Annotated in this window: 10 protein-coding genes; 3 read left to right on the top strand and 7 right to left on the bottom strand. The window is 46.4% G+C overall.

The window, feature by feature from the left end; all coding sequences use genetic code 11:
- The first annotated feature begins 100 nt into the window (after positions 1-100).
- The gene (fusA, locus tag C942_RS12145; protein ID WP_007466141.1) at positions 101-2,188 is read left to right on the top strand and encodes an elongation factor G; all 2,088 of its coding nucleotides are present in this window, start codon (positions 101-103) and stop codon (positions 2,186-2,188) included.
- 105 nt (positions 2,189-2,293) lie between these two features.
- On the opposite strand, the gene C942_RS12150 is transcribed toward fusA, so the two are convergent.
- The 7 genes from C942_RS12150 to C942_RS12180 form a co-directional block, all read right to left on the bottom strand.
- The gene (locus C942_RS12150; RefSeq protein WP_007466145.1) at positions 2,294-3,067 is read right to left on the bottom strand and encodes an ATP adenylyltransferase family protein; all 774 of its coding nucleotides are present in this window, start codon (positions 3,065-3,067) and stop codon (positions 2,294-2,296) included.
- 442 nt (positions 3,068-3,509) lie between these two features.
- Positions 3,510-4,685, bottom strand: coding sequence for an amino acid permease (locus tag C942_RS12155; protein ID WP_007466147.1), 1,176 nt, complete (start codon positions 4,683-4,685; stop codon positions 3,510-3,512).
- 561 nt (positions 4,686-5,246) lie between these two features.
- The gene (locus C942_RS12160; RefSeq protein ID WP_007466151.1) at positions 5,247-6,317 is read right to left on the bottom strand and encodes an efflux RND transporter periplasmic adaptor subunit; all 1,071 of its coding nucleotides are present in this window, start codon (positions 6,315-6,317) and stop codon (positions 5,247-5,249) included.
- Positions 6,314-9,754: an efflux RND transporter permease subunit gene (locus C942_RS12165; protein WP_083882342.1), complete on the bottom strand. Its 3,441-nt coding sequence runs from the start codon at positions 9,752-9,754 to the stop codon at positions 6,314-6,316. Before C942_RS12165 ends, C942_RS12160 begins: the two co-directional genes overlap by 4 nt.
- 134 nt (positions 9,755-9,888) lie before the next feature.
- On the bottom strand, positions 9,889-10,350 hold the full coding sequence (locus tag C942_RS12170) for a YeeE/YedE family protein (RefSeq protein ID WP_007466155.1): 462 nt from the start codon (positions 10,348-10,350) through the stop codon (positions 9,889-9,891).
- 9 nt (positions 10,351-10,359) lie between these two features.
- Positions 10,360-10,776, bottom strand: a complete 417-nt coding sequence (locus C942_RS12175) for a YeeE/YedE family protein (RefSeq protein ID WP_007466157.1) — start codon at positions 10,774-10,776, stop codon at positions 10,360-10,362.
- Positions 10,773-11,084 (bottom strand): ArsR/SmtB family transcription factor, encoded by a 312-nt coding sequence (locus C942_RS12180; RefSeq protein ID WP_007466159.1) that lies wholly within the window; start codon positions 11,082-11,084, stop codon positions 10,773-10,775. Before C942_RS12180 ends, C942_RS12175 begins: the two co-directional genes overlap by 4 nt.
- A 161-nt stretch (positions 11,085-11,245) precedes the next feature.
- Here C942_RS12180 and C942_RS24680 point away from each other — a divergent pair, with 161 nt between their 5' ends.
- Together C942_RS24680 and C942_RS12185 are read left to right on the top strand one after the other, a co-directional pair.
- Positions 11,246-11,440 carry a YgaP family membrane protein gene (locus tag C942_RS24680; protein ID WP_007466160.1) on the top strand — a complete coding sequence of 65 codons (195 nt, stop codon included), beginning with the start codon at positions 11,246-11,248 and terminating at the stop codon, positions 11,438-11,440.
- A 99-nt stretch (positions 11,441-11,539) separates the two neighbouring features.
- A complete protein-coding gene (locus C942_RS12185; protein ID WP_007466161.1) occupies positions 11,540-13,243 on the top strand; it encodes an FAD-dependent oxidoreductase in 1,704 nt (567 codons plus the stop codon).
- Positions 13,244-13,338 lie beyond the last annotated feature (95 nt).

The raw sequence follows: 13,338 nt of genomic DNA on the forward strand, positions 1-13,338 counted from the left end.
AAATGTTCATTTAATCTTAAATGATCTATGTAATGTTTGTTGGAATCAGTGATATACTCCCCCACCGAATAGTGACAGTAATTGTTTATAGAGAAAAACAATGGCAGATTTATCTAAATACAGAAACATTGGTATTTTCGCGCACGTTGATGCGGGTAAAACCACTACTACTGAGCGTATCCTTAAGCTTACTGGTAAAATCCACAAGATCGGTGACACACACGATGGCTCAACTACTACTGACTTCATGGAGCAGGAAGCTGAGCGTGGTATTACAATCCAGTCTGCAGCGACTACCTGTTTCTGGAACGATCACCGTCTAAACATCATCGATACTCCGGGACACGTTGACTTCACAGTTGAAGTATACCGTTCTCTTAAAGTTCTTGATGGCGGTGTTGGTGTATTCTGTGGTTCTGGTGGTGTTGAGCCTCAGTCAGAAACTAACTGGCGTTACGCGAACGAATCAGAAGTTGCTCGTCTGATCTTCGTAAACAAACTAGACCGTATGGGTGCAGACTTCTACAACGTTGTTGACCAGGTTAAGAACGTTCTAGGTGCTACTCCTCTGGTTATGACTCTACCAATCGGTCGTGAAGACGACTTCGTTGGTGTTGTTGACGTACTAAGCCGTCAGGCGTTTGTATGGGATGACACTGGTCTTCCAGAAAACTACGAAATCAAAGAAATCCCAGCGGATATGGTTGATGACGTAGAAGCTTACCGTGAAGAGCTAATCGAAACTGCTGTTGAGCAAGACGATGACCTAATGGAAGCTTACATGGAAGGTGAAGAACCTTCTATCGAAGACATCAAGCGTTGTATCCGTAAGGGTACTCGTGACCTAGCATTCTTCCCAACTTACTGTGGTTCTGCATACAAGAACAAAGGTGTTCAGCTAGTTCTTGACGCAGTTGTAGATTACCTACCATCTCCAACAGAAGTTGATCCTCAGCCGCTAACAGATCCAGACACTGGTGAAGCGACTGGTGAAGTTGCACTAGTTGACGAAAACGAGCCGCTACGTGCGCTTGCGTTCAAGATCATGGACGACCGTTTCGGTGCCCTAACCTTCATCCGTATCTACTCTGGTAAGATGAAGAAAGGTGACACAATCCTTAACAGCGCAACTGGTAAGACTGAGCGTATCGGCCGTATGGTTGAGATGCACGCTGACCAGCGTAACGAGATCGATTCAGCACAAGCTGGTGACATCATCGCTGTTGTTGGTATGAAGAACGTTCAGACTGGTCACACTCTGTGTGATGTTAAGCACGAATGTACTCTTGAACCAATGATCTTCCCTGAGCCAGTAATCTCTATCGCTGTTGCTCCTAAGGACAAAGGCGGTTCTGAGAAGATGGGTATCGCGATCGGTAAAATGGTTGCAGAAGATCCATCATTCCAGGTTGAGACTGACGAAGATTCAGGCGAAACAATCCTGAAAGGTATGGGTGAACTTCACCTAGACATCAAAGTTGACATCCTTAAGCGTACTTACGGTGTTGACCTAGTTGTTGGTCAGCCACAGGTTGCTTACCGTGAAACTATCACTCAAGCAATTGAAGATAGCTACACGCACAAGAAGCAGTCTGGTGGTTCTGGTCAGTTCGGTAAGATCGACTACCGCATCAAGCCAGGTGAGCCAAACTCAGGCTTCACTTTCTCTTCAACTGTTGTTGGCGGTAACGTTCCTAAGGAATTCTGGCCTGCAGTTGAGAAAGGCTTCCAGAGCATGATGGACAACGGTGTTCTAGCTGGCTTCCCAGTACTAGACGTTGAAGTTGAGCTGTTCGACGGTGGCTTCCACGCAGTTGACTCATCAGCAGTAGCATTCGAAATCGCAGCGAAAGGCGCATTCCGTCAGTCAATGCCTAAAGCGGGTGCTCAGCTTCTTGAGCCAATCATGCACGTTGACGTGTTCACTCCAGAAGACCACGTTGGTGACGTAATCGGTGACCTTAACCGTCGTCGCGGCATGATCAAAGACCAGATGGCTGGCGCTACTGGCGTACGTATCAAGGGTGATGTACCTCTGTCAGAAATGTTCGGTTACATCGGTACTCTACGTACTATGACTTCTGGCCGTGGTCAGTTCTCTATGGAGTTCTCACACTACGCACCATGTCCTGCAAACGTTGCTGAAGAAGTAATCGCTGAGCAGAAAGAGAAAAACGCTAAGAAGTAATTTTTAATTACTTTAAGTGTTAAAACCCGGTTGCTTCGGCAACCGGGTTTTCTTTTATCTGAAACAGTTGAAAACAGTCCTTGAGTTAATGACGTATCTAAACCTCTAGATTACACTGCATTCAGATAAGTAGCGCATAATCCCGTAACGCTGTAACCACTCCAACTGCTTTGGCTCCTTGACCAAAAAACGCCCGCTGTAGTTAAGAGCATTGGCAAAAACCCCTTCTATATTGTTTATCGATCGAGGCAACACCAACATCCAGCGTGCTGTCAGCAGTATGTTATGAGGCAGACACTGGCCTTGGTTATTGTCGTTTAACGACAATAACTCCAACGCTGTCATATAGCGTTGATACAATCTGTCCGCATTCAGCTCGTCATGAACAAAGAGGCAATGCTTAAACGGCAACTTACCCGATGAAATAACAGGTTCCATCGGTATGTCCGCCCGTACAATCTGCATATGACGATGAAGCTGACTGGCACCGGCCTCTGGACCACTATTATAAAAACCAAGCACATCAAAACGACTGAAGCCTAACAACCATGCTTTGAAGTCATCCGATGTCAAAGGCGAGGACTGAGCAACAAACTCTTTGGAGCAAATAAGAAGATGAGGAGAGATCACCGGGAACTTATTAAGTAGACAGACATGATTCTTACCGGCCTCCCCTACATACATAGCCGGCTCATAAGGTAAAAAAGGGTTAGCCTGCTGAGTTTTCGCGATCGGCTTTTTCCGGGCGTTTTGAGTAACGACATAGCCGAGATAATTCACGCCATGCTCCTGAATGACCTCAGCTTCTGTGGTTATCGGCATCAATTCACCACCAGCCAACGCCTTTTCAGATACAAGTACAGCGTCATCCCAAAACATAACTATTCCCCCAACATCCTTTTACTATTCTCGATAGCAATATATTACCCCTGTCACCAGACAAAGCATTGCTATTTATTCCTGTTAACACCATCAGATTATCTTAAACTGCTGTTTTTTCAATCATCTGTATTAATAAGTTTACACTTGCAGCTCAATTATGACATTGCACAAAAGTCATGAGCTATAGCCGCACTACAGGAAAGTTTGTATTATCACCACATTGATTGAAACAGACAGTTATCCCGTCCTATTCCCTTGTAGTACTCCAAACGGGATGCTGAAAGAAGCCTTCGTTCGGTCATTGAAAGGCTTTTAAAATCAGTACATTATTGTTCGGTCAAACACTATTGTACGCTTCAGTTTCAACAATTTCTCTGAATAAAAAAGGCGTCTACCTTGAGGGTAAACGCCTTTTTTTCGTCGTTTTATTCGGTGAAGTTTAAATAAGCTCAGCAGCTAACAGGAAGCATCCGAACAGGAAGCTTAGTCCCATCGCCATGTGGCCACCACCCGCTCTGTAAAGTACACCTGTCGCATCAACTTCAAATGCAGAGTCATCTTCACCACGCAATTTAATGGTCATTGCCATTGGGATGAACACCGCCAGGAAGACCAGAATGATGCCAGCATAACCAAGAACAGAAAGGAACTTATCCGCGGCAAGCAGCGCACCAGCCAATGGCAGAATAAAGGTCAGTACATACGTCACCGCTCGGTTCTGTTTGAAAGCATCCGCATTCTGATCGAACAGCGCCATTGCAACACCCAGAAAAGATGTCAGCAAAGCAAGGCCAGTGAATACCGACAGAACCACGTTGATAATGCTGTGATTTGCGCCCAAAGCGGCAATCAGCTCAGAAACATTCGCGAAAGATACCATCTGTTCAGCTGACAGATTACCCATCGCTGCGTATAGCCAGAACAGGTAACAAACCAATGGAATGCAGGAGCCACTGATAATCATGTTACGTAGCTGCTTATGGGTCGCGTCTTCGTTGTATGTAACCAAAGACGGGATAACCACAACAAAGCCAAAGCTGGTGAACAGTACGGAACTTGTCTTGATTAGATCGATTTTGCTGTCGCTGGAGGCTTCTAACAGATTATCGACAGAAATAGTCGGAACCAGAGATACCAGGGTCAGACCCAACATCACCACCATAACGGCAAACAGAGCCCGGTTCAGCTTATCTACCGCCGCGGTACCGGCAGCAACTACAACACCAGCGATCAGAGCGAAAGCAATTTGACACTGCATCATGGTTAACTCAAGACCCACACCGCTCAGCATTTTCTTAACCAGATCACCGGCACCGATGATGTAAGCCATCAACAGACAAACCAGCAAGGCATAAAGAAGGCCGTTTGTGACTACCTGGCCGCCCTTGCCCAGTGTTTTACGGGCAATGGTATTCATTCCCAGGCCACCACCAGCTTTAATGCTGGCTTCAAGCAGCAACAACGCCGCATAAGTTGTACCCGACCAGATGAAAAGCATCATCAATGTGCCCCATAGCAGGCCGAATTGTGCCAGTACCATCGGGATTGCCAGCATTCCCGCACCCAGCGCTGTACCCGCAACGATCAGCGCACTACCTAATAGCTTCAATTTCACAACAATTATCTCTGAAAATGTTTATATCGCTCTGTCTGATTAAATTGTTCGGTCAGTCTCAAACAGATAAAAGGGATTGTTTTGCGATCTACAAAGTTAAACACCGTGGTCAGCAGCGAAAAACAAACCTGAATTAATACAGGAATCGCCAGTCCGTTGAGGACTAAACAGGGGAATTAGCTAAAGTTGCTAAATCGGAAATCGGCAAAGAAGCCAAAATACGGGAAGGTAAAAGCAGAAGAGAAAGCAGAATGTTGATGAGGTTGAGCGGCTGAACATCGCATATGCGACAAGCCATTCGTGGCTGTATCTGGCAGCCCTGCTGTATGATGTTTCATTTATCGTACTCCAAAAAACGATATGTCCCTGCAGATATGGATAATCTTCCGTAAATTATCCTGTTTTTGTTCGGTCAAATAGCAACTTAAGGTTATGGGAATTAAATCACAACAACCATTAATGAAATCTTCGATCTCATTAATGGTTTATCGGGTTTCTGTAAGGATCTCCACGCTAAAAGCGTGGTTAACGTTATGCCCATCTACCGGAATCAAGCAACAATTATGGGCTTACAAGTAGAACCGTATATTCTGTCACCCCTTTCCTGACAATCAAGTTGTCATTGTCAAAAGCACGGGTTTCAACAAGCCGAGGAACAACACGGTTATCTTCAACCACCTTAATGTATTGCAACTGCCCGATGCGATACATACCGGAGCGAGGAATCAACAAAGACTCCTGTTCGCCGGTCTGAATCTTCACCCGTGCAAACATGCCAGGATAGATCAACTGCTCGTCCGGCTGTGATGCGCCATTGCTAAAAGCCAGCTTCACAATCACACTTCGTGACCCGGCATCAGAAGCAGGCGTTATTTCTTTTATGACACCGTTGAATGACAGTTTCTGCTCAGAAAGAGTGACGGGCCATTGCTGATCCAGCTCCAATAAATACCGCTGGCTGGCAGCAATCGAGCTTTCCATCATCAATGTCTGAGGGTTATACAGGCTCAGCATAGCAACACCGGGGGATGCGATATCACCTCTATGTACCAACTTTTGCGTAATCACACCATCAAAAGGTGCAGCAATAATACTGTAGCCATAGGTAGTCTGAGCTTCTTCCAGTGAAGCCTGATGCTGCTTAAAGTTAGCTTCAGCAGTTTGTAGTGCACTCAGGGCTTCATCAAGTTTTGACTGAGCAACCAGCTTTTTCTGAATTAATGATTTTGTTCGGGCATAATCCTTACGGGCAATGTTCAACTGTGCCTGTGCACTAGCCAGTGCCTGCTCTGTCTGACGGACACGAGCATCAAGATCCAGGTTATCAAGCCGAATAAGAATATCTCCCGCTTTTACTTTATCCCCTACATCAACTAAAACGTCAGCAACCTGAGCCGTCAATCTGGCAGAAAGTGTTGCCTGCTGATCAGCAATAATGGTGCCTGTATATGCCTGCCACACCGGTAATTTGCGGGCTGTAACCTGAACAGTTTCACGTCCGGCTAATGGTTCTCCCTGCAACGACTCATTTTCAGTATTAAGTTTGGTTACAAAACCACCGGATATCGCAAAGAAAAGGATCCCAAGCCCTGCAAACGCGGCAATTATCAGTGCCAGCTTTTTCGTACTCATAATTGCGACTCCCTGTAGTTTTCAGGTGAATTGAATAATTGGTTCGATTCAGCGTTATTGCTCTCTTCTACATCCACATTATTTTCGGATTCGGGTTTTTCCGGTAATCCATGGCCAGGTTGGTTGGCATAAGCAAGATAATAAACAACGGGTATCACCAGCAAAGTAAACAATGTCGATGCAGCGATACCAAAGATAATCGCCCATGCGAGACCATTAAAAATTGGATCCAGGGTTATCACCACATTACCGAGCAGAGTCGTTCCGGCGGTAAGTAATATTGGTCTCATCCTGACAGCTCCCGCTTTAATCAACGCATCCCTGAGTGTTTCACCTTCTCTTAATGACTGGTGGATGAACTCAATCAACACCAGCGAATTACGAACTACAATCCCGGCAAGTGCTATCATGCCGATCATGGCAGTTGCAGTGAACAAAGACGGATTCGGAATACCGTTAATTTCAGTGGTTCCAATCTGATTGAGAAGCCAGAACCCCGGCATAATGCCGATGACAGTTAAGGGAATTGCCAACATGATAATTCCAGAGACAGCAGGTAGCCCTGTTTGCAATACCATTACCACAAACACGCCCAATAATGCGGCTCCATAGGCAATACCCAGGTCGCGAAATACATCCAGGGTGATCTTCCATTCCCCTTCACCACTCCATTTCACTTCAATGCCTGGCGGCAACTGCCAGAAATCATCGCCGCCATTAGAAAAGTAGGTTCGGTTACCTGGCTGGCGAATATTTCCTTCATCCGACGCGAGCATAACCTCACCTGATGCGGTTTGCAGATCAGCGGACACATCCACAACCACTTCCGCAGGTACACGACCAGCAGACTCGGCAAAGACATAGACAACCTGACGGAGATTTTTACGCATTACAGGTTGTGGTGCCGGTACTTTCACGAAGTCACCCAGCTCAGATATCTGTACCAATGGTTGCCCTGCATCAACCAACCGTCCTTGCTCTACCCGCTTGGTAATACCCGGCATACCTCGTACATAGAGGTTCTCCAGTGCGCTGAGATCATCTCGCTGACTTCGCGTGAGACGAATTTCAATCGGCAGCGGATTAATTTCATAATCATCATGCAGATAACTGACAACCCGTCCGATATTGGCGGCGGCCAGAGTTTGATTTATGTCCTGTACAGAGACACCGGATAACGCGGCTTTCTCTGAGTCGACAATAAACTGCCAGCTTTCCAGTTCCCCCTGAATGCTGGTATCCGTTTCCACCACAAAAGGCTCTCGCTTCAATCGTTCTGCAACATTAACTGCTGCTGTCTGCAGCTCGTGGTACGGAGTCTGTGGCTGACCGTAGACCTCTGCGATAATCGTCGCTATCACCGGAGGCCCCGGCGGAGTCTCCACCAACTGTATATCGGCATCCAGTTTTTGTGCGATTGCCGTCAAGTCTGCACGCAAGCGGGTCACCAGCTCATGAGACTGCTGCCGACGGCGGTTCTTTTCTGCCAGCACAATGCGCAACTCTCCCTGATGAGGCATGGTTCGCATAAAGTAGTGCCGGACCATACCGTTAAAGTCCATCGGTGATGCAATTCCGGCAAAACCTGATACTGACACCACCTCAGGCACACTTTTCAGGTAATCGGCAAAGTCGCTCAGGGCGTTAGAGGTTTGCTCGACACTGCTGGTTTCCGGCATATTCAATACCAGCTGGAATTCATTCTTATTGTCATAAGGAAGCAATTTGAGAGGGACAACACGCAAAGTAGGCAGCATTGCTGCCGCAAGAAAGGCAAATCCGACACCAATAAGGAAGATGACACTGTTTCGCTTACGAGCCAAAAGCGGCGTAAGTACCTTTTCGTAAGCTTTATATAACAGCGTTCCTTCTATACGGTAATGACCTTTGTCTGTCGCAGTGGTCAGTATCTTTTTAGCCAGCCACGGAGTAATCAAGAAAGCGACTGCGGTACTGAAAATCACACTGACGGGAACGTTAAAGGCCAGCGGAGCCATGTATGGTCCCATCATTCCGGTGATAAAAAACATCGGGGTAAAAACAATGACAATGGCCACAGTAGACATCAACAGTGCACTGCGAATTTCAGACATTGCCATCACAATTGCCATCGGCTTTTTGAGACCTTTGCGCTTCAGGAAGCGCTCAATATTATCAATACTGGCTATAGGATCATCGACAATCAGGCCCAAAGCCAGGATAAGAGCAAACAGGGTTACCCGATTGATGGTATAACCAAAGGCTAGGTCCATCGCCAGCGCTGCACCGTAACTTATCGGAATAGCAATCCCGACGACCACGGCCGAACGCCAGTTAAGAAATACACCAACAAATACCACTACGGTAAGAATCGACAAACCCAAGCTGGATACCAAATTGCCGACTTTTTCATTGGCTGTATCGCCGTAGTTACGAATTACAGAAATTTTAACGTGCGGCGGAAATTGAGTGTCAGCCATCTCTGCCAACAAGCTGACCACGTCATCAGCAACCCAGACCGCATTACTTCCTTTCTGTTTTGCAACAGCAAGAAAAACAGAAGGGTAAGGCTCCGCTCTCTGCTGACTGAACTGCTCAGTTGCCGGCCCAAAGCTGAACCAGGTCTGGTTTTCAGCTTCCTCTGGTCCGTCGGTGACGGTAGCAATATCTTTCAGGTAGACAGGCTGTCCATTAACAACATTCACTACCGTATCGGCAACATCGTCTGCATTCCGGAAAAATTGTCCGCTTTCGAGCTGATATACCCGCCCCTGCTGATGAATATTTCCAAGTTGCTGGTGCTGGTTAGTCAGCGCAAAAGCCTGCTGGATATCATCTACTGTGGTCATTCGACTTGCCATAGCTGCAGCATCGAGCGAAATCTGAATCACCCGCGGATTCCCCCCGACAACAGAAACGCGGTTGGTATCATTCAACGCCTGTAGCTGATTAACTGCTTGTTCGGCGATTCGGCGCAATTCAGCACTGCCGGTCAACTCCGGCTCTGTACTGTAAAGCGCCGCAACAACAACAGGGACATCATCAATTTCTACCGGTTTGACGGCCCATTGAGTAACGGATGGAGGAACCAGATCCAGGTTCGAATAAATCTTGTTATAAAGCTTGATGAGAGCTTCTTCACGCTGCTCACCAACATAAAAACGAACGATAACCTGAGCAGCACCTTTCAGAGATGTCGAATAAACATCTTCGACACCATCTATCTGAGTGAGGAGTTTTTCCAGAGGTTGAGTCACCTGATTCTCAACCTGTGACGGAGAAAGGCCCGGTGCCTGAATCAGCACATCAGCCATTGGCACTATGATTTGCGGATCTTCTTCCCTTGGCGTAAGCAATAAAGCTGCGACACCAGCCATCAAAGCCAGAATGATCAAAATAGGAGGAAAGAAGCTGTTAAGGAATTTAGCGACTATGCCTTGACTGACCTTATCTGCCATCTTGCTTCTCCCTTGCTTTTCAATACCGCTGACCTTCTCAGTCATCGCTCACAAATCGGTTCTATCTCTGCGAATCCCATGAGTTAATATTTTTTTAATCAATACCCTGCTATTTCGACATGTCGCTATTGAGGTTAGTTAACATCTGCAGTTTTAACTTTGAGCTCATTAGCGTTTTCAAACATATCTGTCAGTCTGCAACCCAGCCATATTCCAGCCACCATGCTGGCACTAAATATCAAAACGCTCACATGACCACCTGCTAATGACGTCACAGCAGGGCCAGGGCATATACCTGCAATCCCCCAGCCGATGCCGAACAGCACAGCTCCGATAACCAACCGGCTATCTACAGCTTGTTTTTTACTTAACCGGAAATCTGTATCGCAGACAGGGCGATCCATTTTGCGGATGATAAAGAAATACGCAGGCATAAAAACAAACAACGCACCTCCCATCACGAAGGCCAGACTTGGGTCCCAATTACCGGCAAAATCTAAAAATCCAATAACTTTATTCGGGTCAACCATACCGGACATCATCATGCCCAAGCCAAACAACAAACCAGCTAACAAAGTGACAAATCGTGTAAACATTCTGGCCTCTTAACTATGAAGACGAATAAAAACAGTAATGGCAGCGGCAGCCATAAATACACCAGTTGCGACTATCGAACGCTTTGAAAGTCGTCCCACCCCACATATGCCATGACCGCTGGTGCAACCGTTGCCAAGTTTGGTTCCCAACCCCACCAGCAATCCTGCAATGACAAGCATCAACGTCGATGTCACCGGCAGAGTCTGTGGAAAGTCAAAGCCAAGGTAAGGCGCTATCAAACCAGCCAGAATCATTCCCAGCACAAAAAGAAATCGCCATGAAAACTCCCCTTTTTGCGGCTTTAGCAAACCGGCAACAATACCACTGATACCGGCCACCCGACCGTTTACCATCAATAGCAATACTGCAGATACACCTAACAACATCCCTCCCAGTAACGCATTCAGTGGAATCAGCCCAGTCATTTCTTCTCCTCCGATACACAACAAATACCTTGTAACGCTTCAAGTAGCTGTTTTGATTTGTCATCCGCCAGAGAATAAAACACTTGCTGAGACTGCTTACGAAAACTGACCAGCTTCTGCGCTTTTAGAATGGCGAGATGTTGTGAGAGCGCTGATTGCCCAAGGCTCGAGTTCTGTTGCAATTCTTTCAAAGGTACTTCCCCTTTAGTTAACTGACACAGAACCATCAAACGCTCCGGATGAGCGATAGTTTTCAACCAGTTAGCTACTTCAATCGCATGACAGTGCATTTTATCTATGTCGATCATTTCACCCTCACTACCAAAGCAAAACCTAATTTAGAGATTACTAAACCACGGGGTTAAGTCAACACTAATTTAGAATAATATTTATTAGACAAAGCTAAATTAAAGTTTTATAGTTTTCAACAGAATCGTTAATTGCTAAAACCTGTCCGGGGAGAAAAGATATGACATTGGAAAATGCTGTTCGCGTATTCGCAGGAACAATGATCTTTATTTCCGTGGCATTAACACTTTGGGTCCATCCAAACTTTTATTGGTTCACCCTGTTTATAGGTGCCAACCTGATCCAAAGCGCATTCACAGGTTTTTGCCCGGCAACCAACGTATTAAGTAAACTTGGATTTACATCAAAGCCTTAAGTTAAAAATCAGAGTATCAGCTAAAAAACCCATACCGAATATCCCGAGGACTAAGCTTGGTTTAGTTCTCTGTTGATTTATGTTTTTGTGGAGTTATCAATGACTAAAATTGTTATCGTCGGAGGTGTTGCAGGTGGCGCTTCTGCTGCAGCACGTGCCCGCCGTTTAAGCGAAGACGCCGAAATTATCATGTTTGAACGTGGTGAATTCGTATCATTCGCCAACTGCGGTTTGCCTTACCACATTGGTGGTGATATCAAAGAACGAAGCAAACTGTTGCTACAAACTCCGGAAAGCTTCCTTGCCCGTTTTAATGTTGACGTTCGTACTATGAACGAAGTCATCAGCATTAACCGTGAAGAAAAGTCTGTTACTGTTCGTAGTATGTTAGACGGCTCTGAGTACACCGAAAACTATGATTTTCTGCTGATCAGCCCGGGGGCTGCACCGGTTGTTCCACCGATTCCAGGTGTTGACAATCCGCTTACCCATTCACTGCGTAACATCCCTGATATGGACAAGATTCTCCATACCATTGAGATGAACAACGTCGAACACGCAACCGTGGTTGGTGGCGGTTTCATCGGCCTTGAAATGATGGAAGCCTTCCACCAGCGCGGTATTAAAACCACCCTGCTTGAACTTGCTGATCAGGTAATGACTCCGGTAGATAAAGAAATGGCCGGGTTTGCTCATGCTGAGATCCGTAGCCACGGTGTTGATTTGCGTTTAAGCACGGCGCTTTCCGCTGTTGAGTATGTTCCGGAAGCCCATATTGCCAGCGAAGATTCCGGTGAAGATGCTGCTCATCAGCATATCCATGGCCATCTGGATCTGACCCTGAGCAATGGTGATACCTTAAAAACGGACATCCTGATCATGGCTGTCGGTGTTCGTCCTGAAATCAAGCTGGCACAAGAAGCCGGACTGAAAATCGGTGAACTTGGCGGTATCTGGACCAACTCGAGCATGCAGACCAGCGATCCTGCAATCTATGCTGTGGGTGATGCAATTGAAGAAGCAGACTTTGTAACAGGTGACGCCACTCTTGTTCCACTAGCCGGTCCGGCTAACCGTCAGGGTCGTATGGCTGCAGATAATATGCTGGGTCGCAACGAAACCTACCAAGGCACTCAGGGAACAGCGATCTGTAAGATCTTCGATTTAGCCGTCGCTTCTACCGGTAAGAACGAAAAGCAGCTGAAGCGTGAAGGCACCAATTATGAAAAGGTATACGTTCACACGGCCAGCCATGCCAGCTACTACCCTGGTGCAGAAATCGTGTCATTCAAAATGCTGTTTGACCCACAATCAGGTAAAATTTTTGGCGCTCAGGCTGTAGGTAAAGACGGCGTTGATAAACGTATCGACGTGATGGCAGTAGCACAGCGTGCAAGTATGACAGTAGAACAATTGCAGCATCTTGAACTGACTTATGCGCCACCATACGGCAGTGCTAAAGATGTCATTAATCAGGCTGCTTTTGTTGCCAGTAACATCATGAAAGGTGATGCGACAGCGATTCATTTCGATGAAATTGAGAACCTGTCAGAAGACCAAGTTCTGCTGGATGTGCGTAATCCGGGTGAACTTGAGAACATGGGTTATATCGAGGGTGCCCTTAACATTCCGGTTGACCAACTTCGCAACCGCATGAATGAACTACCAAAAGATAAAGAGATTGTTATCTATTGTGCTGTTGGCCTCCGTGGTAACGTCGCATACCGCCAGCTTGTAAACAATGGCTATATGGCGCGCAACCTGATTGGCGGTTTCCGTACCTATAAATTTGCGAAAGCTTAATTAGCCAAGTAATCGCAAAACAAATCATAACTGAAAAAGCCACCATCATGACGATAGTGGCTTTTTACTTAAAAATGTCCCGTCCTGAGATAAGT

It is taken from the genome of Photobacterium marinum (assembly GCF_000331515.1).
Classification (GTDB): domain Bacteria; phylum Pseudomonadota; class Gammaproteobacteria; order Enterobacterales; family Vibrionaceae; genus Photobacterium; species Photobacterium marinum.